The sequence below is a fragment of the Acinetobacter sp. YH01019 genome (assembly GCF_013420285.1).
GTDB classification, from domain to species: Bacteria; Pseudomonadota; Gammaproteobacteria; order Pseudomonadales; family Moraxellaceae; genus Acinetobacter; species Acinetobacter gandensis.
The window spans coordinates 41,683-60,276 of the sequence record NZ_VOYM01000012.1 but is presented as its reverse complement, the minus strand read 5'-3'; the positions used below and the strand labels follow the sequence as shown (position 1 = coordinate 60,276).

Below are 18,594 nucleotides of genomic sequence, written 5' to 3'. Positions count from 1 at the left end.
AAAATCATTTGAATGATTTCTTCTTGGTCTACGTGCCATAAAATACTCCATATATTGATGTTTATAACATCATTTGAGGAGCAGAATATCACTTATAGGAGTTGTTCAAATTTACGGATCCATCTCTGTTGTTTGGTGCTTCGTAGCTCAATTCAATCAATAAGTATTTTTTAGACATGATCAATATTCCTTAGTACAAAACTTCAGTGCCAACAACGCAATCCAAAAACTTACCTTGCAGATCAAATACTAAAAATTGTTGCAGTTCTTTTTGTGTCGAGTGGATGTTAAAAACAGGCACAATCAAGCTGTCTTTTTCAAATAGGTTATGGTTGTTAATGACGAAATCATGAGCTGAATAGCAATGACCTTGCAGATATACACCGCAACGCATCAGCTTATCTAAATCAAAAGATTGAGAGATGTAGTGAACATCTTCTGGTGCATATTCACTGGCAATATCTCGGCTATATGCAAGATTGACTTGCTTGACCAAGCTTTGTTGAAAAAAGTCGCTGTCATGCACTTCTGAACGTGCGATGTCAGTAACAACTAAAATGGGTTGTGTTTCCCAAAAAATGCTGAGTAATTGATTAAAATCAAGATGTTCAGGGAATTGAACTTTTGAAGTAATCACGCCCCAATCATCAAGGGTTAAAGATAGAAAGTTTCCGTAATGATCACGCGGAATAACCGTTAATACATTAAGGTCTTGATGCAATTCTTCGTTATACGAAAAATCAGCAAGGGAATGACCTGTATTTAATTCAGGATTCACAATAATGTTTAATGTTTTAGAACGGTTTGTAAAAAAATCAAGTACGCTTTTCATATCTTCAACTCCAAGTTTTAAGCAATTGCTTAGGTATGAATTAATTATATCTGTGAAATATCCCTTAAAAACTTTTCTCAAATTACTTATGGAACTGGCAATGAAAAATTTCAATATTTTTTTAATCAATTAAAAAACATCGTATACGTCATTAAATCTAATGGCATAAAAAAAGAGGGTAGACCTTTATTGGATCTCCCTCTATTTGTTTAATGGTTTCTTATGACAGGTTGTTTTTAAAGTACTCAATCAGTCTTAAATAAACAGTGTTCGCCATAAAATGTGAGCTATGCAGCGCATTAAAATCTGCGACATCTTCAAAACATTCAGTCAGTAATGCACTGGCGAAACCTTTATTCCATGTATTGAACTTTTCCAGTTCTGCATCTGACAGCAAATCATATTGAATCATGTCATTAATGGCTTGGTGTTGTAAATTTATCGCCACATCCATGACTTCGCCCTCAATCAATGCATGAGAATCATCAGGACTGAATCTAAATGATTCGTGAGCGTCTGCGATGGCTTGAACCTGTAACGGTGCATTGACTTCAATGCAGTAGGCTTGTGACTTATGTTGGTGAAATAAAACGACATCCAGTTCAATGTTAAAAATAAACTGCGGATCTGCTTTGGTTGCTAAGCCAATCACATTGATGACGCAACTTGGTAAACCGTCATACGCTTGGGTGAAGCTTTGTAGCAAGTGGCGCACATTAGCAGTACCAGTATTAAATTTTTGTAGTTGCATTGTCGTATCTCCAAGTTTTAAGCAATGAGCTTTGATGTATTCATTATATCGGTGCATGTGGCCTGTATAACTTTTCAGTAAAAGTATTTCGGCTGATAGGCTCATGATTTCAAGTTATTTTTAATCAATTAAAAACACCGTTTACGGCCATCATCTTATGAAAGGAATAAGCTATGGGTGCTTATTCCTGGTGGGTGTGATTAGTGCGGTTCTACGTCATACGTGTTTTCATTTTCTTTAAGTCTGGCTTTTTCACGCTTCAGTCTTAAACGCTCTTGATGTTCCCTGTACAGGTTGGTGAGTTGACCGACTGGCAAATGTAGAAACTTTAGATCAATGTTTCTTACCCAGCTATTAACAGCAAACTTTTTGCTTTTTTTAACGTCTGGTATTTCGTAATGATCACCCTTGATTGCGCCTTTTACGGCATTTAACACGAGATCCGCGGTAGCTTCATTCCAGCACTTGAATAATTTAATGCCTTTAAACGCCTTATATTTAGCTGGTACTTTTTCACTGTACTTAAACAGCTCTCCAGTAGATGTCACGGCGATAAACCAGTCACAACGGACAAGCTTCATCGTTTCTATACGTTTTAATTCGTTTTTTTCTCTTTGTTGTTCTATTGCTTGCATATTTGCAAAGCCGAATAGGTCAAGGTTGTCAATTTTCATAGTAGCCATTTGCATTTTTAATACCTCTCAATGAACGTTCGGATCTCAAAAAACCTAGCATTGGTTGGTCAATGCTAGGTGTTGTGTTTATTGGTCTTCAGGCATCATAAAAGTAATGATAGGCTCACCATTCACGCCAGGCCCAACCGTAGCAATATTGGTGATTAAGGTGTCAGAAAAGGTATGCGGTGTATCTTGTAGAGCATATTTAAACTTAACGCTTTGGTCATTAAGTGCAACTGAACCACGAACGCTCATGTTCAACATATCAAAGATGGTATATCCCATTAAATCATTGATTTTTTCAGCATCAGCTTCCGTACCATTCGGAAAAATTGCTTTTGCAGCTGTCAGGTGCTTGTTATACAAGTTGCTTGTAATATAAACAGGGAACTTATAGAACTGTTTGCAATCTTTGGCATGTTCTTCTTTATCGCTAAGGCAAAGAATCACGCCCTCTTCTAAAGCGTCTTGTAAAGAAAAAACAGTGATGACTTCAGCACCAGCGAAAAAATTATTCATAATAGCTACTCCAAGTTTTAAGCAATTGCTTTTGATGTTTTAATTATAATAAATCCATAAACCTTAAAACTTTTTTTTAAAAAAAAGATAGTATTTATTCAGGTTTAATAATTATAATTAATATAGCTTTTAATATATATTTGAGGTTTTAGGTGGTACTAACAGGAACAATTAAAAATTATAATATTGAGCGTGGTTTTGGTTTTATATCCACGAGTAATTTTGGTGATGTATTTTTCCATATTAAGGATTTTCAGAAAGGTGAACAGCCAATACCAGGTCGAGAGGTTTATTTCGAGGTAGTTAAAAAAGAAAATAAAAATAGGGCAATCCATGTTTACTATTCCGACCATGAACAAACGCAAGACAAGCAAAAACCATTGCCAATATATCTATGGATAATTTTTATTAGCATAGCTATTGGGGTGGCATATCCAGGTAGCATTCAATTAAAGAAATATCTATATAAAGATAATCAAACTACAAATGCTATATATCAAAAGCCAGTAGCCTATAAATGCGATGGTCGTAAGCATTGCTCTCAAATGCGATCTAAAGAAGAAGCTGATTGGTTTGTGAAAAACTGCCCAGATACCATGATGGATGGTGACGGCGATGGCGATGCCTGTGAAAATGATTCAAGGTGGTAGTTGTATAGTTTCAGACAATAAAAAATGAGCTATTAATACTTAATTAATAACTCATTCCTTAGGTTGATTTTAGATTTCTGCCAGTGTTTTACCGTCTTGTAATTCATTAATCTGCGCCAGTGTGACAGCTTGAGCGTCATATTCTTCTGTCACATACGATACAATTTCTTCTATTGAGCATTCACCAACTACACCCCAAAGCGTAAAATTGGTATGGGTTTTTTCATTCCAGATCTGCTCAACTTGTTCTAGATCCAGATGTCCAATACTCACCAAAAGGTCATAAGCCAATGCCCAATTTTCGTAACGGCTGACAGATTCATCAATGATAGGATCATCAGACATTAAATAGGTCATCATTGCCTTAGCTTTACAGAACTTTTGCATTGTTTCGTTTAAAGTTGTCATAAACATCATCTCATATTGATTGGTTTAAAATCATTTTATGCTGACAGGTGGTGTCAAAAACTTATTCAAAAACAAAATTATTCCAAACCATTTTTAATCAATTAAAAAACATCGCTTGCGGTTTTCATCCTAAAAAGGTGCCAAATGGCACCCTAATTTACAGCGATCCACAACCCTCCTTGTTGAATGCGCCTGGTGGAACCGTCCAGTTATCCGTGAACACTGGTAGGTAATAACTTTCAATTTTGGACTGTACCAGTGCTTCCATATCCTGAATGTCGAATGGCTCAATGCGATTGCTCAGACTGACGACATCGATCTTTGAGCGACTGATCGTACAGTCAAACTTTTGTTCATAACCAGCGATCAGCTGAGCGCGTTCAGGGTAGTAGGTGCTGATGGTTGACCAGATTTTAGGACTGTTGAAGATACAGGTCATGCATGAGCTACGGCCCCAACCTAAGCGATATGGCACTGGTGGCGTAACCTTGTACTTCTCCAGTAACGCCCATACTTGCTCTTCAGTGAAGTGAAGCACGTTCTTCCACCAGTCAACGCGTCTTGCTTTCTTACCGCTTCTACGGTCGCATGGGTGCGGTTCTAGCTGGTTGTACTTACTGCGGTTTGGTGACTCTTCACGGCGTTCACCAGTGATAAAACAAATGTTCTTGCCGTCAAAACGTTCTTGGTTGTTCAATGCTCTGCGTCCGACATCGATCTTTAACGCTGAAGAACACCAGCGCGTCATGAGGCTGGCTGCTTGTTGTGGGAACTTCAAGCGTGTGCCTGGTTTACTGCGGTTGTTATCGCGTTCAAGCTTAATTAAGCCCTCTGGTGTTTCTACGAAGTGGGGTTTTGAGTAGCTGTTTTCTTTGAGCATTTCGCCAAGGAAACCGCCCTCGAGCCAACTGAAGTACAATGGTGTGTCGAATGCCTGAGCGAATGCTTTGGTATAGTTTTCCATGAACACCCAATCCATGAACGGCTGGTTTTCTTCATCAATTTTGTGGTGCCAAAGCTCAATTTTGCTTTTATCTACTCCAGCATCCAGTAAGCGTAAATACGCTGCAATCGAATCCTTACCGCCACTTAAGCAGACAATAAAAATGTCATAGATACTTAGATCGATGTCTGGTGCTTCATGAAAAACATGCTCAGCCAGTTCTTTGTTTAGATCGGTACCAGACAGCAACTCCAGTTGCCCGGCTATTGTGGGGATGATGACTTGATCATCGTACTTATGCGCTGTATTCATTCGACTTACTCCAGATTTAAGGCTTTGTGCCTTGCTTGCTATGGATTAAGTATAGAGGGGTGTACCAGGGGAAAACTTTTCTCAAAATTTAAAAATATCGAGATATTTTAATCAAATAAAATCCATCGTAAGCGGTTATAACGCCTAGCAAAACGGCATTGCGCCGTTTCGGTGGTTACTTATATTTTTGGATGATGCGTTCAATAAATCGAATCATTGTGTCCTTATCAATTTTGGCCTGGTCGTAATTGTCATAGCTAAACATCACCAAAGCATCTTCCTGAGTGATGCCAAAAAACTCACGTACTGCTTTCCACTGGTAAACGACTGGTACAGTGACAACAGGCGCATCTTTTAGCTCTTCATTGCTGAGTATTTTTTCATACATGAAGATTGGCCCAACAGAACCATGAAAATTGAAACCTAGATTTTGGAAATACTCGACAGACGTAGCCCAACCAATCAGGCATCCTACAATATTTTTATCTAACAATTCTTCAGTGGTGAAACCTGAAAAGAAATCGGTGTGTTGTTCTGTATGGCTTGCGTCATAATCACGCCAAATGTCGAAATCAAAGCTTTCATCAGGAATGACCTCGATCACTAGCTCAATCAGCTTTTCTAAACGCTCAACGGTCGTTGCTTTGTTCATATCTGCTCCAAGTTTTAGGCGGTGTGCCAAAAGGGGTAGCGGTACATACTGGCGCACGTACCGCTGTTGGACTTACAAATCCAGTTGAATTAAGAACAGTGGTAAAGGTGCATCACTGTCTTGTGTAATGAGCATAGGCAAGAAGAAACTAAATCCCTCAAAAAACACGCCCATGTCGTAATCATCTTGAAAAGAAAAGGGCTGTGAAGTGATACTGACATTCTCAATAGCACTAATTAGTGCCTCGATGTTGGTATGTTTTGCTGTATCGATCACATACACACGAAAACCGGCTTCTGTGGTGTTCGGTATCTGTTGTACTTGCTGTGGCAAGTAAAAGCCAAGTTCGTTGATGGCACTGACGAGTTGCGGATTTTCAATTGTCATGGGTAGGTTTCCTTATTGAACTACTTTTGCGCTATTTAAATTTTGCAATGCGATATGCGTTAAACGTTGATTAATGATTTCGTCATACGGCGAAATGAAATCCTCTTGCCAGTTATGCATGAGATGTTCGATCGGGTATGTTTCCAGATATTCTTCTAATGCTTCATTCGGCTTAGGAACGAAAGCTAATGGCTCTTTAATGTTGTAATTGCTGGCGATGTATTCCAGTGGATCACAATCACCTGGTACGTTGACCGTAGCAACAAACTCAAGATAAGCACCATCGGGGAAAAACTTATTGAAGCAATCAACCACAACAGATATTTCACGGACTTCATCATCATTTAAAGTGAACTCACGGACTTCTTTATCCAGTGCAACAATTGAGCTAGATAACAAATGGTCAAGGTCTTGTGGACGGATGTTTACACGATCAATAACATGGTTGATATGATCAATAATCTCGTCTTTGATTGGGTCTTCAAAAGCGTAATTGCTCTCAAAAATAATATGATCGACATCTTCATAATTGAGTCCAAAAAACTCACGTACTGCTTCAGAACCGCGATAAACAACATTTGTTTTGAGTTCTTCATAAGTGAATGGCTCACCAGTATTCGCACGGAATGGTGCATAAAGGGGAACGCCGTCTAACATCATGAAGTTAAGTCTTTTAAATGTTTCATCAGCTGTCGCCCAACCTATAACGCAACAATTAGCATCACTATTTATAAGTTGAGCAAAAGTCATATTGTCGGTACCAGGTATCGTGCGCCATAAATCCAGATCAAAACGTTCATGTGGTACTTGCTTGATGATATTTTTTAAATGATTTAGCTTATCTAGTTGATGCATTAGAGGACTCCAAGTTTTAAGCAATTGCTTTCGATAGAGTCATTTTATTTAAAAAATACTAATGAATAACTTTATTGGAATTAATTAACCGACCTAAAACACGTAAAGGATATTTAAAATATTTTAATCAATTAAAATCATCGTATACGTTTTAAGCCATGCTTAGACAGCGTATATACCGGTCTATTTTTCTAATGCAAAAAAAAGAGTACTTAAGTTCGGACTTAAATACTCTTAATGAGTTGGGGCATTATTCCCGATTGGCTAAGTTGAAAAATAGTGAATACATTGCATTCTTAAATAACCAAAAGGTGAGGGGATTATCCGCTTCATCTTTAGACTGGTGGCGAATGATATTCCAGTTGAAATACTTTTCTGAATAGCCCATGTGAGTGACATAAGCAAAATTACGAACGTCATTTTCTGAAACGTATTGGAATGCTTGTTTAAGCTCATTTTGGGTGTTTTGTTCGCCGTCATGGTCAAAAGCATCAGCTTCTAAGATAAGTTCGCGCATGCCGACCATAGCAAGGTATATGACTGCTTCAAAGTCATAGTTCATCATGCGTAGGAAGTGTTTTTTCAAAAAGGCTTCGTCAATGTGTTCAACTTCTTTGTAATTTTTAAGTGCGCTTAGACCATGCACACCAAAGATATATTTAAGTACACGAAATTGAGCGCATAACGGCAAGTTTTCACCCTCCACATGTGAGCAAAGGGCGGTGTAGCGGTTCATGTCGATGACTGAGCTTAGAGATTGTTTTAAAGCGCCTAATAGCATTGTTATATCCTTTTTCGGGTTTTGTTTATTGTATGGTGTACGTTTAAGCAAGAAATGTGTTAACTAAATGAGTTGTGTCATGGTGTTGAGATAACTTTTCGGCATCCATGTCGTTATGTTCTTCATAGATAGTTTTTAAGGTTTTGATGGTTTCATGCATCAAGGTTTCATGATGCTCAGTATTGAATTTGAACTTGTGGCACTCTTTAGCAAGGGATACACGAACTTTGAATTTTTCTAAAAATTCGATGGTTTTATTGGTGGTGTCACTTTCACATCCAAAGTAACAAACATTATCAATATGCAATGCGGTTGTTTTCAGCATTAATGGATTTTTATCAAACACAAAATAAGCAAAAATGCAGCTTTCTCGACTGTTGTAAGTAATGTAAGACTTCTCAACATTAATTGCGTCCACTGATTTAAACCAAACAACGCCATCGTCATAGGTTTCAGCATGGCTTGAGAAAAGCATATAAATTAAGGTGTCGATAATTTCTGCGGTGCTGTTGCCGATAATTAAATGATTCAGACTTGAATCACTTCCGTTTGTAAATTGGTATTGAGCGACCACTTTATTTGCAAATTGATGTGCTGCGTTATTCATTATTCATCTCCAAGTTTCGGACAATATTTTCCTAAGGTTTTATTTTAATCTGAGTCACTTCATTATAAATTTTTCTCAAAAAAAAGATTCTTTTTTCAAGAATCTTTTAATCAATTAAAAGCTATCGTATACAGATTAATCTAATTATCCGTAACTCGGTGAATCATCATCATTTGATTTATCCTGGTCATTTTCCTGTTCTTGCTCTTGTTCTTCAGTATTTTCAAGCTTCAGGACTAGATCGTATGGTTCAATGATATTGTCCATGACTTTTAAAAGGTAAGAGAGGTCTTGTTCCATCGGTTCTAGGTTTTCATAGTTTTCACCGACATAAAGCTCTTGATCTGTCAGTGAACGTTTAAACGCATAGTTCCAATCTGATACGGCGACCTTGCTATATACCATGGTGTAACCAGCATCATTCGCCAGCTGGTTCATCATCAGTTTAGCAGCGCGACCGTTACCCTCTTCAAAAGGGTGAGCTTCATTTAACTTGGCATAAAGCTGAGTGAACTCTTGCACAAACTGGTCTTTGTCCAAACCTTTCAGGTGGTCTTTTTCTTTAACCGCCTGTGAGAACTTATTCAGTTCATCAGGGATCAGGTTTTTATCTAGGAAATGACCGATTTCATAATTACCGTTCGGGTCGATCGCACGTTTAGAAATGTCGTCCAGACGCACTTCTCCAGCCCAATCGTAAATATGCTCAAAGATTTTTTCATGGATTTTAGAGAGGTGGTCGAGATCGTAATTGCCACGTAACGGCGAAATTTCCATTTTCGCTATTCGATGTTCCGTGATTTCTTTTTCCAGTGCCTTTTTATAGTCGCCTTGCGCTTGGCAACTGGTAGGTTGAGATAAGATGTCTTTCGCATCTAAATAAAACTCAAGTTTATCGTCCATATTGTTCTACTTATGAGTGATTGGGTTTGGTAATCCGCTGTAAGCTAGATTAGGTTGTATTCGCGATCATTAGGCTTTGTTTTTAAGTGCATTCCATTTCTTCATCAATGCAGCTTCTTCCTCGTCAAATGTTGTTTGACCAGTTGCTAAGCGCTCCATACGTGCGTTTGATGATGCTTCACATGCTTTAACAATGTGAGGGGAGAACTCTTGAGCTACATTGCCTTGAGCAGAACGGTATGCAGCACGTACACGGTCTTCGTATTTTACTTCTTCAGACATATCGGTTTCCTGTATCAACAATCTGTAAATTACAATAATTGTAACCCCAAACAAGGGGGCGATTCTTGCTAAATTGCGTATAAACAATCTTATTGGTATATACCGATTAACAAAATCAAATAAGATTAAAATTCCAAAAAAATCAAATATCGTATATTAAGTATATAATTTAAGTATATACAGGAAAGTCGTTAAACATGAACGTATTCAAAACACTAAAACTATTTGCAGTTGCAATAATCTCAGTGTCTATGTCGTGCGCTGTTTTAGCTAATAGTTCTTTAAATAACCTGAATACAAACAGCTTAAAATCTGCTGTTGCGCTTTCTCCTACTGCTGAAAACAAACGTAAAGTTGAGCGTTTACTTAACACTAAAACACCGTACCAGATTGAAACTGGTGCGGTACTTAAAAAAGTGAAGTATTCAAAACACTTTAATATGAACGTTCAGATGTCTAGCAAAACTGCAGATAAATACTCTTCTGATGAAACTGACTCTTTAAACCGCTTTGTGAATGAAAAGATTCATCCGTTTTATTGCTCTGTATTCGCCAATGCTCCAGTTAAACCAGATCTGTATGTAGACATCGTGGACAATCAGGGTAAATCATTCTTTGGAAGTGCTGAGCGTTATTCAGATACTTGCCAATAGTTTTAAGGGCTAAATATTACATAGATCTGTTAACGCCGTTTTAGGCAAAAACAAATAGACCGCTTAATTGCGGTCTATTTGTTTTTATACTGACACCTAAAACCTTATGGAAAGGTCTTAGGTAGCACCGCTGTATAGCCTACGATCTTGCGTATTTTGATCTGCATATCAAGATGCAACGGCTGTACTGTCAAACGATTGAAGTAAGACTTAATCTCGCGCATCCACGCATGGAAACGATCATCGCAATGACGCATAAGCTTCTTAAGGTGATTGCGGTCAGCTTCTTGTAAGAAACTGAGTTCGCTGTCGATTGACCAAAGATCAATATCCTGATCATTTATACATAACAAGTACTGCGTATCAACGACCAATGAAGATACCAACTTGCCTTGGTCTTGCTTGTAGATCAGCTCAAAATCAACTAGTGCATCTAAAGCGCCGTTGATATTTTCGATTTGAATGTCACGGCGTAAACGTACTGGTAGCTCCAGCAGTACAGTATTCTTATTTGACTGGTAATAATCAGCACGGACTTGGCTATCCCATGCAATATTTTCAAACATAAAATTTTGAAAAGAGGTGAGAGAATCTTCTTGTAGACCAACAACTTTTGTTTTAGATAAGATTTTAAAGTTCATATAATTTCTCCAAATGGTGAGCATTGAGCCCATACATTCATTATATTTCACTGTACCTTTTCAAAACTTTTTTCAAAAAATATAGATTGTTTTAATGCTGTCCACGTTTACATTACATAGACAATGGCAAGAAATCTAATTAAACTGACCTTGAATAAGAAATGCGTTCAAGTGATTTGTGTTTTTTTATTCACCTTTCAATTTTAAAGAGCCAGGCGTTTTGCGTCTGGTTCTTTGCTTTCTGGTATATACCAAGCACATTTTTTTAATGTGCATTGACCAATCTCAATAATAAAGTTTCAGTTTTAAAGCTTATTTATCGCTACGATTAAGCTAGTTGCTAGATGGGCTTTAAGATATGAATGCATCAAGTACAATAGCTTTAATGGCGGTATCTATTGGTTTTCCAGTGGTATTAAACTTTGACTTTGCTTTTACTTATTTAATTGTTTTTGCCTTATTCCTCTGCACGATCGCTTTAATGTTTATGATAGTTTTTATTGTTCATAACGGTACTGTGACGGAAAAGATTAGCGCAATAATTAAAAGGATGTTCTTTTTTGCTGGTTATTGCGCTTGTGTATTAGGTGCGGTTTTGTTTACAAGATGCCTAGTCTAGTACGTTAATATTTAATGCATATTTGCTAAATAAGTAATACCCAATCATACAGATCGCTAAAGTAACTACCGTCACTTTACGCGTTGAGTTCACAACTTCAGCACTATCTTTCTTGCTATTAAAAATACCAACTTTGACTAACTTAAACACTGAGTCAAAAAGGGTGATGGCAAACCACGTTCCTAAAAAGTAAATCGCCATGGTCAAATATTCCTGTTTGTGCAACACATACTTATATAAATAGACCAGTGTAGTGACCACAATTAATGAAAATGAAGCGCCATAGTGCAAGGTTTTGACGGCATTGCGATGTTGTTTTTCATTGTTGATGTTAATCGCTGCGTTGATAAAACAAAAAATTGCCAATTGTCCAATGATGACGACAATCCCCATTGCAAATAATTGGATGTTAAGACCATAAGCCTCTTCCACTAAAATTACGGCGCTTGCAAACGCAAGGAACATTAAATATATGAGATATGGCATGATTCTCTTGGTATGAAGCGATGATATTGGATGATTCTAGGCTAAGGTTCAAAAAAAAAGAAGTATGCTGGTCGCAACATACTTCCGATCTGATCAGGCTTCTACGTTCTGATTGATATAGTTTTTGTAGGCTAATTTCACTTCACTTAAAAGGGCTTCTTTCAAAACACCTTTGTCTTTTATCGTTGGATTGTGCAAACCAAGTGACGCACGGCGCTGTTTAGTGGTGTTTTTATTGGCATCTGTTACCCAAACTGAGTCGATATAATCATCAACTAAAGCATGCAATTCGTTTGGTTTTACTGCATTATCTAAATTGGAAAGTATAGCCTTATTGTTTACGATCGCTAAACTTTCATCATATTCTCGATAGCTTGTACGTAAAGTATTCTTAAAATGAAGCAATTGATCTTCAATTTTTAATTTACCGCCATCAAGCTCGATGTCGATTACAAATGTCGTGATTTTAGATGATAGACCTAAAACACCAACTGATTTAACGCGAACAATAGTATCCATAACAACTCCAAGGTTTTGAGCAATTAGCTCAGGTAAAACGGTTAAACTTTTGTGAGATCTGCTTCAATATCTATCAGCAATTCTTTTACTGCTTTCATGTGTGGCAATAAAGTATAGGTGTTTATTTCGCTATTAAATGCACCAGCTTCAAGTTGTACACCAGCAATAAACGGCTCATTGATTAAGTTGTTGCCAATGAGATGACTTAAGCAAGCCTGTACCAGTTCGTTATTTTCTTCAGACTTAACCAGTAGGGGATACAAAACCACGAGTATTGGTAAATCACAAAACTCCATGTTGTTTGCATCAAGTAGCTGTTTAAGTGCATCCTTAATATCTTCGTTGAGAACCAACAGTTCTAAACCTTTTTTCATGTCTTTATAGGCGTTATCAATGGCCACTTCGGAAAAGTAAAACCAATCGCGCTGGTCATCGAGCATGAAGCTATCTAATGCAGCGATTTTCTGTAAGATCTGCAATTGTTCAGGGTTGAACGTGCGAATCGCTGTTCCATTGATTTTATGCTGTAACAACAGCTTTAACGCCTTTTGCGCTTGATCGTTTAACTGCTGTACTTCTTGATTGAAGAAACTGCATAACTGATTCGACAGATCTACAAAGATAGAATTGTCATAGCAATCAGGTACCACGTTTTGAGTGGATAGCAACATAAAGCCATTTTCTGACAGCTCAGGATTCATATAGATACAAAGATTATGATCTTCGGTCAGCTCTGCAAAACCTTTTAAAGTGGTATATGCAATTTCATGATTAGGCAATTCAATGCCAGCATGGATATTAATGTGAAAGCTTGGGCTTTGGTCGCCGTGGTCTTGATCTGCAGTACTGATCATAGATAACAGGGTTTCCAAAAGCGCCGTATTCTTACGAATAGGCGCCATAGCTTCATTAATTAAGATAAAGCTACTATTCATTAAAGTGCCTCCAAGAATAGTGAGCCCACAATATCAGTATTGAGTGGGTTAATTTCAATGAATTCGACTAGCTCCAGCGCTTTATCAAGTGTGAGTTCCTTAGCGCGGAAATCAAAAAGTGTATCCACGCCAACGCCATCAATCACACCATATGAAGACATCAACTCTTCCAATTCAGGGATATTTTGATAATTTTCTTCAGCCAAGTTTTCCAAGGTCAAAAGGGCATTATCTACATGTGATTTGAACATGTGAGCAAGGAAGAAAGCTAAACGGTGCTCATGAGGTGCTCGAATGAAGAAATACTCACTATGCTCGTCATCGTTAGAATCCTGGCGTGACGCTTTAACCAAGAACAAAGGTAAATTGTCAGTACTGCCGTAAACTTCGTTAAAATCGATCGGGCAAAAATTAGGGTTTAAATTCATGAGCTTTCTCCAAGTTTTAAGCTATTTGCTTGATTTGGTTTCATTATATTAAGAATATGAACGGATAAAGTTTTTTTAAAAAATACTTATTTAAGCATCCAGAAAGAATTAATAATGACGAGCGCCATTGCAGCGCTAAAAATTCAAAACCTTTTTTAATCAATTAAAAAAACATCGTTTACGTTTTTAAGCGCAACTTTAAGAGATTTCTCTCTTAAAGGCTTGGTTTATTCAAAAGTGTTGGTGTATAAGTCGGTCTTAATAAGATTAAACACATACTCGCATTCAACAACGAGATTTGCATATTCATCATCAAAACATTGTTCATCTTCAAGCATAATTTCAAGATTTAAAGGCTCAATCACTGAATAAGGGTTTTTGACGCCAGTTTCTTTGTAATTTGAAATAATGACCTGAATAGCTCCAGATGCGAAGTCACCCTCAAGCGTATGGCTAAAGTAGAAACGGTTTCTTGTATCGCTGTGAGTGCTGTCGATAGGTTCTAAAGCTGTACCAAACTTGTAGGTAGTCAGCAACTCTATAACGTCTTGAGCAAATGTCGAGTTTAAAGGGGCATCACTTTTTAGGTTGAATGCAATGTCTTTAAACTGCTTCAAGATTTCTTGCTCTTTAGACTCGTTAAAGTTTTTGAAATATTCGTCAAACTTATGCTCACCATGATTCGACAAAAGTTTATGGTGGTAGTTGTATTCGTCTACCACAGTCAACAGGTCAAGTTTTTGCAATAATTCAAACTCGTCTTTTGTAATTTCTTTAAAACCTAAAACGTAAAAAGAATCACCGCTGATTTCCCAAGAGTCATAGCGAGTTTTAAAATCATGTTCTTCTAATAAGGTTTCAATGTCTTCAAGTTCTTCACTCTCATAGCTTGAATACTTAAACAGGGTGTAATTAACCAATGCCATTAAAGCTGGCACTTCTGAAATTTTCTTAGAGGCATATAAGCCGATATTAAAATCACAAATACGGATACCAATTGGTAGTGCTGATGTTTCGTTAATCGCAAGATTCATCATGAGATACTTGTGCATATTAATTTACCTAACAGGTTGAATGTATTTTTAGATTAATGGATTTAAAGTGGGAATAACTTATGCTTAAAAATTAGAATAGCCATGGAATAAGTCGAATATTTTAATCAATTAAAAGTACCGTATGCGGTTGTAAACAAAACGCACTGGTGTATATTTGATATATCCAAATTTTCGAGATTAGTTATGGAAGTTGAAAACCTAAGTAAAGACCAGTTAGAAGACCTAATTAAAAAGGCACAAAACCAAATTGTTGTAGTAGAGAATAAGAAACTTGATGACGGTTATCTCAAAATGTTTGAGATCGCAAAAGAATTAGGCTTAACTATTCTTGAATTAAATGAGCACGGCGAAAATCGTAAATTAAATAAAAAGCCAGTGGTTAAAGCAGATCCTAAATATCGCAACCCGAATAACCACAAAGAAGTGTGGGCCGGTCGTGGTAAACGTCCATCCTGGTTAAATCGTGAGATTGAATCTGGTAAAACATTAGAAAGTTTTCTTATCGTATAAATATTAAAAGGGCTTAAATGATTTAAGCCCTTTTTTTAAATGCCATTGTCAGTGTTGTTTAGAGCAGGTGCGCGATTACTTAACAAAGTTCAGCTTTGATGTGTTCTAACACATCATCTTCAACACCCTCATTAGAAAATGCTTCAATGAATTCATTCAGGTTTTCATTGCTTAATGGCAAACTTCCGTATTGATCTACTGCAATCATTTGTGAGTTATGCACCAGATATTCAATACTGCAGTCAACAGAACAAAAGGTTTCTTGAATTACATCATTCACCTGATGGCCAGACTTTTTATCGTTAGTATCAATATCACTATTACAGTGAGGGCAAGTAAATAATCCCATTACGCAACTCCTTTCTCAATTAAGCTAATTACACCGTGTTCTAATTGATCATCAAACCAGTGCCAGATAATGAAGCGGTCTGTACCTTTGCCCCATAGATGAAAGTCTTCTTCGATTTCATCATCATTGTTTATCGGGGTGTTGCCAAACTCTTCCCATAATGTTTTATGGGTTTTGCCTTGCAAGCTTAATACGCCATTTTCAGAATTTGCTTCAAACCAATCTAGGATCTGATAGCGATATGTACCTTTATTCCAGATATGGAATTCGCATGGTAAGGAATTAGATTCATCAAATTGAATCTGCTGTAATTCACTCCATAACTGGTCTATTGATTTAGCCATGCTTTATAACTCCTTGCTTAATAATTCAATTTTAATAAATAAAAGCGCTCAAAAACTTTTCTTAAAAAACATATAAAATCTGCTAATAATTCCTTTTGGAAAAATACTATCTAAGCAAAACTATTGTTATTATCGAGTGAGCTTATTAAGAGGTTTAAGCATGAATCTAGATAAATACGTTAAAACAGATATAGACGATGGCAATGGTCACATTTGGCTTAAATTTACGAATGATTCAGGTAATGATACTTTTGCTTGTAGTCAATGTGGCTATTTGAGACGGGTAGATAGTAATAATCGCCCACTAAACAAAAAGTGTGTTGGTAAAGTGAAAATCACGCTGCGTTAAAATTGAGATTTACAAAAACAAAATAAGAGCCAACATAGGGCTCTTTCTTATTTCATGGGGCTTTTACTGGCTTTACGGAATCAGTGTTGGAATCCAATATTTTTTAGACTACCCAACCATTGCGTAATTAATAACTTATTCCTTAGAGCCCTTTTTCTTTAGGCACACCGCCAACAATCTGAAATGGTATCCAATGGTTAACCCATTTTTCTTTGGTACCACGTTTGCCCAACCAGTAAAAGTTCCAGTGAGGAACCCGTGGATGTGGTTTTTTGGTACCTTTGTAGTTGCCAGACTTTAGATCTTCATCGCGCTTTAGGATCGCTTCATTGATCTTTTTATTTGTTTCGGTACCAACAATAGTCGGCTTGTACTTATTGGCCTCAAATAAACGCAATTCACGCTTAATCAGCTCTAATTTAGGCCTGGCTTGTGTTGTTTCTGGTGTTAATGGTCTGAGATCTGGTTCTTTTTGGCTGAACCATAGAATCAAATTGATTAGCTTCTTCTGCAGTTCCATGAACGTGTTAATTTCTTGTTCATCTGGCAAGTTCTTTTCATCAAAAAACGTATCAATGAAATCGGTCATGCAGTCCTCAACAGTTGATTCAAAATCATCATCATCAGGGAAGTGCATGGTAATGGTTTTTGCTAAGCCAGTATCGGTATATACCGTGGTAAATAGCACCTTGCGATCGTTCAACGTGTTTTTCGCAAAAATAACACCGACCACTTGTTCATTTTGCACGTAGAGATTGGCATTGTCGGTTTGAACGTAGATCGCAATATCAGGTAGGTTTAATAGGAAACCGGGGATACTGCGGTTGTACTCGGTCTTTACAAGCATTTGAATGACTTGATCTTCAAACCGATAAATATTTTTGGTTAGGCTCCATGAGCCAAGAGTAATGATTTCACCAATGTTGCAAGGTAGCTGATTGATAAATGAGAGTGGAATTTCTTGGCCAGTGGCTTGAACACCCATAATGGTACTGGTGCGTTTCATTCGTTCACGCCAGATAGGATCTCGACAATCTAGTGCAGCATATGTCCATTCATCACCACTGATTAGGCATTCGTGCGGATCTTTACTGTTTTGTCGTGCGATCGCATAAGCTTCTACACATTTCATTAAGCCATTGAGGTTAAACTTCACATGTTCTAATCGCGCTGTGATGACTTTAAGTGGTATTCCTATCTTTGGATCTAAATCTTTATTTCTCATGTTGAGCAACCAGGATCTATATCAGATCAATATCTGAAAAAATTTCGTTTAAAAAAGGACTTTAAAAGTCCTTTCGATTAGGCGTGAGCACTATTATTACAAGGCGGTGTAAACAAAGTACCATCTAAGCGGATCATTCCAAAGCCGTAGGTTTTATCACGACCAATACCATTGAGCCATGCTGTTTTAAATAGCTCTAAATCACCAACAGTCGCACTAAATGAAATATCTATGGTCTGGACTGGAATATTCAAAATGCTGAGCTGTGGTCCACATTGTTGCTCAATTATAGTGACATCCAATAGACCTTTGCTACTAAGAGCGTTTTTGGTGAATTCGGCTGCTTCATCTCCAGTTAGATTTTTACGCTTCTTACCTGAATTGCCTTTGGGTTTTTCGCCGTGGACCGAAATGTATTCTTCAATTTCTTGGCGGTTAAAGCTACATTCACGGTTAAGAGGAACCATGATTTTTCCAGTGATTTGCTGACCGTGCGAAATTTCAATGTATTCTTTGGCCATTGGGATTTTGACGTCCGATACGCACGTTCTTAAATAGATGTGCTTGCCATCTGTAAAAAATATGACTTTTGCGGAACAGAATGTCTCGACCTTATTTCGTTTAAACATTTCTCTAAAAATGTACTTGAACAAGTTCTTTTCATTTTCAGGATGTGTAAGGGCAAAACAATTGGCTGTTAGTTTTATGTTATTCAGACTCATTTCGATATCCAGTTTTCTATAAACAGCATTATTAAGAACCATTGCCTTTAAATAGCGCCTTATTGACAATAAGGGTATTATTCAGCATTTATAAACGCTAAAAGTAACTTCTATGTGCATTTAACAAAAGTGGCTTATAATATACTTAAAACCCTCAAAATTGATATAGGAACACCAGTTTTGTGTGGAAGTAAAGCGTA

The 18,594-nt window shown here is 37.2% G+C and carries 28 protein-coding genes; 5 read left to right on the top strand and 23 right to left on the bottom strand.

The window, feature by feature from the left end; all coding sequences use genetic code 11:
- Positions 1-190: 190 nt before the first annotated feature.
- From FTT84_RS05060 to FTT84_RS05045, 4 genes are all read right to left on the bottom strand, one after another.
- A complete protein-coding gene (locus tag FTT84_RS05060) occupies positions 191-832 on the bottom strand; it encodes a hypothetical protein (protein ID WP_033917500.1) in 642 nt (213 codons plus the stop codon).
- 220 nt (positions 833-1,052) lie between these two features.
- Positions 1,053-1,583, bottom strand: coding sequence for a hypothetical protein (locus FTT84_RS05055; protein ID WP_005028543.1), 531 nt, complete (start codon positions 1,581-1,583; stop codon positions 1,053-1,055).
- A 200-nt stretch (positions 1,584-1,783) separates the two neighbouring features.
- Entirely contained in the window at positions 1,784-2,272 is a 489-nt protein-coding gene (locus FTT84_RS05050) for a hypothetical protein (protein ID WP_005006043.1), read from the bottom strand.
- Between the two features lie 72 nt (positions 2,273-2,344).
- A complete protein-coding gene (locus FTT84_RS05045; protein WP_005006045.1) occupies positions 2,345-2,779 on the bottom strand; it encodes a DUF6573 family protein in 435 nt (144 codons plus the stop codon).
- A gap of 152 nt (positions 2,780-2,931) precedes the next feature.
- Here FTT84_RS05045 and FTT84_RS18225 point away from each other — a divergent pair, with 152 nt between their 5' ends.
- Positions 2,932-3,429: a cold shock domain-containing protein gene (locus tag FTT84_RS18225; protein ID WP_087554211.1), complete on the top strand. Its 498-nt coding sequence runs from the start codon at positions 2,932-2,934 to the stop codon at positions 3,427-3,429.
- A 69-nt stretch (positions 3,430-3,498) separates the two neighbouring features.
- Here the strand turns inward: FTT84_RS18225 and FTT84_RS05035 are convergent, their stop codons facing one another.
- From FTT84_RS05035 to FTT84_RS04995, 9 genes are all read right to left on the bottom strand, one after another.
- A complete protein-coding gene (locus FTT84_RS05035) occupies positions 3,499-3,837 on the bottom strand; it encodes a hypothetical protein (RefSeq protein WP_005006049.1) in 339 nt (112 codons plus the stop codon).
- A gap of 157 nt (positions 3,838-3,994) precedes the next feature.
- Entirely contained in the window at positions 3,995-5,092 is a 1,098-nt protein-coding gene (locus FTT84_RS05030; RefSeq protein ID WP_005028536.1) for a phosphohydrolase, read from the bottom strand.
- Positions 5,093-5,267: 175 nt separating this feature from the next.
- Positions 5,268-5,744 carry a hypothetical protein gene (locus tag FTT84_RS05025; RefSeq protein WP_005006052.1) on the bottom strand — a complete coding sequence of 159 codons (477 nt, stop codon included), beginning with the start codon at positions 5,742-5,744 and terminating at the stop codon, positions 5,268-5,270.
- A gap of 72 nt (positions 5,745-5,816) precedes the next feature.
- Positions 5,817-6,131 (bottom strand): hypothetical protein, encoded by a 315-nt coding sequence (locus FTT84_RS05020; RefSeq protein WP_024160757.1) that lies wholly within the window; start codon positions 6,129-6,131, stop codon positions 5,817-5,819.
- A gap of 12 nt (positions 6,132-6,143) precedes the next feature.
- Positions 6,144-6,986: a hypothetical protein gene (locus FTT84_RS05015; protein ID WP_033917490.1), complete on the bottom strand. Its 843-nt coding sequence runs from the start codon at positions 6,984-6,986 to the stop codon at positions 6,144-6,146.
- 250 nt (positions 6,987-7,236) lie between these two features.
- Entirely contained in the window at positions 7,237-7,767 is a 531-nt protein-coding gene (locus tag FTT84_RS05010) for a hypothetical protein (protein ID WP_005006061.1), read from the bottom strand.
- A 43-nt stretch (positions 7,768-7,810) separates the two neighbouring features.
- Positions 7,811-8,374 (bottom strand): hypothetical protein, encoded by a 564-nt coding sequence (locus FTT84_RS05005; protein ID WP_057694171.1) that lies wholly within the window; start codon positions 8,372-8,374, stop codon positions 7,811-7,813.
- A 144-nt stretch (positions 8,375-8,518) separates the two neighbouring features.
- Positions 8,519-9,277, bottom strand: a complete 759-nt coding sequence (locus FTT84_RS05000; protein ID WP_005006069.1) for a Fic family protein — start codon at positions 9,275-9,277, stop codon at positions 8,519-8,521.
- A gap of 69 nt (positions 9,278-9,346) precedes the next feature.
- Complete coding sequence (locus FTT84_RS04995) at positions 9,347-9,559, bottom strand: hypothetical protein (protein ID WP_005006071.1); 213 nt, start codon at positions 9,557-9,559, stop codon at positions 9,347-9,349.
- A 197-nt stretch (positions 9,560-9,756) separates the two neighbouring features.
- Between FTT84_RS04995 and FTT84_RS04990 the strand changes: the two genes are divergently transcribed.
- Positions 9,757-10,212 (top strand): hypothetical protein, encoded by a 456-nt coding sequence (locus tag FTT84_RS04990; protein WP_005028529.1) that lies wholly within the window; start codon positions 9,757-9,759, stop codon positions 10,210-10,212.
- 104 nt (positions 10,213-10,316) lie between these two features.
- Here FTT84_RS04990 and FTT84_RS04985 read toward each other — a convergent pair whose 3' ends face one another.
- Positions 10,317-10,853, bottom strand: coding sequence for a hypothetical protein (locus FTT84_RS04985; RefSeq protein ID WP_038350032.1), 537 nt, complete (start codon positions 10,851-10,853; stop codon positions 10,317-10,319).
- A 358-nt stretch (positions 10,854-11,211) separates the two neighbouring features.
- Here FTT84_RS04985 and FTT84_RS04980 point away from each other — a divergent pair, with 358 nt between their 5' ends.
- Complete coding sequence (locus tag FTT84_RS04980; protein ID WP_024160750.1) at positions 11,212-11,472, top strand: hypothetical protein; 261 nt, start codon at positions 11,212-11,214, stop codon at positions 11,470-11,472.
- On the opposite strand, the gene FTT84_RS04975 is transcribed toward FTT84_RS04980, so the two are convergent.
- From FTT84_RS04975 to FTT84_RS04955, 5 genes are all read right to left on the bottom strand, one after another.
- Positions 11,464-11,958, bottom strand: coding sequence for a hypothetical protein (locus tag FTT84_RS04975; protein WP_024160749.1), 495 nt, complete (start codon positions 11,956-11,958; stop codon positions 11,464-11,466). The two genes, FTT84_RS04980 and FTT84_RS04975, sit on opposite strands and share 9 nt — an antisense overlap.
- Before the next feature lie 93 nt (positions 11,959-12,051).
- Complete coding sequence (locus tag FTT84_RS04970; RefSeq protein ID WP_038350033.1) at positions 12,052-12,477, bottom strand: hypothetical protein; 426 nt, start codon at positions 12,475-12,477, stop codon at positions 12,052-12,054.
- Positions 12,478-12,518: 41 nt separating this feature from the next.
- Positions 12,519-13,412 carry a hypothetical protein gene (locus FTT84_RS04965; protein WP_038350034.1) on the bottom strand — a complete coding sequence of 298 codons (894 nt, stop codon included), beginning with the start codon at positions 13,410-13,412 and terminating at the stop codon, positions 12,519-12,521.
- Positions 13,412-13,840, bottom strand: coding sequence for a hypothetical protein (locus FTT84_RS04960; protein WP_024160746.1), 429 nt, complete (start codon positions 13,838-13,840; stop codon positions 13,412-13,414). Before FTT84_RS04960 ends, FTT84_RS04965 begins: the two co-directional genes overlap by 1 nt.
- A 227-nt stretch (positions 13,841-14,067) precedes the next feature.
- On the bottom strand, positions 14,068-14,892 hold the full coding sequence (locus FTT84_RS04955; RefSeq protein WP_038350035.1) for a hypothetical protein: 825 nt from the start codon (positions 14,890-14,892) through the stop codon (positions 14,068-14,070).
- A gap of 186 nt (positions 14,893-15,078) precedes the next feature.
- Here FTT84_RS04955 and FTT84_RS04950 point away from each other — a divergent pair, with 186 nt between their 5' ends.
- The gene (locus tag FTT84_RS04950; protein WP_024160744.1) at positions 15,079-15,405 is read left to right on the top strand and encodes an H-NS family nucleoid-associated regulatory protein; all 327 of its coding nucleotides are present in this window, start codon (positions 15,079-15,081) and stop codon (positions 15,403-15,405) included.
- A 79-nt stretch (positions 15,406-15,484) separates the two neighbouring features.
- Here the strand turns inward: FTT84_RS04950 and FTT84_RS04945 are convergent, their stop codons facing one another.
- Positions 15,485-15,754, bottom strand: a complete 270-nt coding sequence (locus tag FTT84_RS04945) for a hypothetical protein (RefSeq protein WP_038350036.1) — start codon at positions 15,752-15,754, stop codon at positions 15,485-15,487.
- Positions 15,754-16,098, bottom strand: coding sequence for a hypothetical protein (locus FTT84_RS04940; RefSeq protein WP_038350037.1), 345 nt, complete (start codon positions 16,096-16,098; stop codon positions 15,754-15,756). The genes FTT84_RS04945 and FTT84_RS04940 overlap by 1 nt, the downstream gene beginning before the upstream one ends.
- A 160-nt stretch (positions 16,099-16,258) precedes the next feature.
- Here FTT84_RS04940 and FTT84_RS04935 point away from each other — a divergent pair, with 160 nt between their 5' ends.
- Positions 16,259-16,447, top strand: a complete 189-nt coding sequence (locus tag FTT84_RS04935) for a hypothetical protein (RefSeq protein ID WP_024160741.1) — start codon at positions 16,259-16,261, stop codon at positions 16,445-16,447.
- A gap of 142 nt (positions 16,448-16,589) precedes the next feature.
- On the opposite strand, the gene FTT84_RS04930 is transcribed toward FTT84_RS04935, so the two are convergent.
- Positions 16,590-17,672, bottom strand: a complete 1,083-nt coding sequence (locus FTT84_RS04930; RefSeq protein ID WP_098733232.1) for a hypothetical protein — start codon at positions 17,670-17,672, stop codon at positions 16,590-16,592.
- Positions 17,673-17,749: 77 nt separating this feature from the next.
- A complete protein-coding gene (locus tag FTT84_RS04925) occupies positions 17,750-18,394 on the bottom strand; it encodes a type I-E CRISPR-associated protein Cas6/Cse3/CasE (RefSeq protein ID WP_227504916.1) in 645 nt (214 codons plus the stop codon).
- Between the last annotated feature and the right edge of the window lie 200 nt (positions 18,395-18,594).

Coding starts and splice junctions, on each gene's coding strand:
- FTT84_RS05060 (WP_033917500.1), bottom strand. CDS start 832: ATGAAAAGCGTACTTGATTTTTTTACAAACCGTTCTAAAACATTAAAC.
- FTT84_RS05055 (WP_005028543.1), bottom strand. CDS start 1,583: ATGCAACTACAAAAATTTAATACTGGTACTGCTAATGTGCGCCACTTG.
- FTT84_RS05050 (WP_005006043.1), bottom strand. CDS start 2,272: ATGCAAATGGCTACTATGAAAATTGACAACCTTGACCTATTCGGCTTT.
- FTT84_RS05045 (WP_005006045.1), bottom strand. CDS start 2,779: ATGAATAATTTTTTCGCTGGTGCTGAAGTCATCACTGTTTTTTCTTTA.
- FTT84_RS05035 (WP_005006049.1), bottom strand. CDS start 3,837: ATGACAACTTTAAACGAAACAATGCAAAAGTTCTGTAAAGCTAAGGCA.
- FTT84_RS05030 (WP_005028536.1), bottom strand. CDS start 5,092: ATGAATACAGCGCATAAGTACGATGATCAAGTCATCATCCCCACAATA.
- FTT84_RS05025 (WP_005006052.1), bottom strand. CDS start 5,744: ATGAACAAAGCAACGACCGTTGAGCGTTTAGAAAAGCTGATTGAGCTA.
- FTT84_RS05020 (WP_024160757.1), bottom strand. CDS start 6,131: ATGACAATTGAAAATCCGCAACTCGTCAGTGCCATCAACGAACTTGGC.
- FTT84_RS05015 (WP_033917490.1), bottom strand. CDS start 6,986: ATGCATCAACTAGATAAGCTAAATCATTTAAAAAATATCATCAAGCAA.
- FTT84_RS05010 (WP_005006061.1), bottom strand. CDS start 7,767: ATGCTATTAGGCGCTTTAAAACAATCTCTAAGCTCAGTCATCGACATG.
- FTT84_RS05005 (WP_057694171.1), bottom strand. CDS start 8,374: ATGAATAACGCAGCACATCAATTTGCAAATAAAGTGGTCGCTCAATAC.
- FTT84_RS05000 (WP_005006069.1), bottom strand. CDS start 9,277: ATGGACGATAAACTTGAGTTTTATTTAGATGCGAAAGACATCTTATCT.
- FTT84_RS04995 (WP_005006071.1), bottom strand. CDS start 9,559: ATGTCTGAAGAAGTAAAATACGAAGACCGTGTACGTGCTGCATACCGT.
- FTT84_RS04990 (WP_005028529.1), top strand. CDS start 9,757: ATGAACGTATTCAAAACACTAAAACTATTTGCAGTTGCAATAATCTCA.
- FTT84_RS04985 (WP_038350032.1), bottom strand. CDS start 10,853: ATGAACTTTAAAATCTTATCTAAAACAAAAGTTGTTGGTCTACAAGAA.
- FTT84_RS04980 (WP_024160750.1), top strand. CDS start 11,212: ATGAATGCATCAAGTACAATAGCTTTAATGGCGGTATCTATTGGTTTT.
- FTT84_RS04975 (WP_024160749.1), bottom strand. CDS start 11,958: ATGCCATATCTCATATATTTAATGTTCCTTGCGTTTGCAAGCGCCGTA.
- FTT84_RS04970 (WP_038350033.1), bottom strand. CDS start 12,477: ATGGATACTATTGTTCGCGTTAAATCAGTTGGTGTTTTAGGTCTATCA.
- FTT84_RS04965 (WP_038350034.1), bottom strand. CDS start 13,412: ATGAATAGTAGCTTTATCTTAATTAATGAAGCTATGGCGCCTATTCGT.
- FTT84_RS04960 (WP_024160746.1), bottom strand. CDS start 13,840: ATGAATTTAAACCCTAATTTTTGCCCGATCGATTTTAACGAAGTTTAC.
- FTT84_RS04955 (WP_038350035.1), bottom strand. CDS start 14,892: ATGCACAAGTATCTCATGATGAATCTTGCGATTAACGAAACATCAGCA.
- FTT84_RS04950 (WP_024160744.1), top strand. CDS start 15,079: ATGGAAGTTGAAAACCTAAGTAAAGACCAGTTAGAAGACCTAATTAAA.
- FTT84_RS04945 (WP_038350036.1), bottom strand. CDS start 15,754: ATGGGATTATTTACTTGCCCTCACTGTAATAGTGATATTGATACTAAC.
- FTT84_RS04940 (WP_038350037.1), bottom strand. CDS start 16,098: ATGGCTAAATCAATAGACCAGTTATGGAGTGAATTACAGCAGATTCAA.
- FTT84_RS04935 (WP_024160741.1), top strand. CDS start 16,259: ATGAATCTAGATAAATACGTTAAAACAGATATAGACGATGGCAATGGT.
- FTT84_RS04930 (WP_098733232.1), bottom strand. CDS start 17,672: ATGAGAAATAAAGATTTAGATCCAAAGATAGGAATACCACTTAAAGTC.
- FTT84_RS04925 (WP_227504916.1), bottom strand. CDS start 18,394: ATGAGTCTGAATAACATAAAACTAACAGCCAATTGTTTTGCCCTTACA.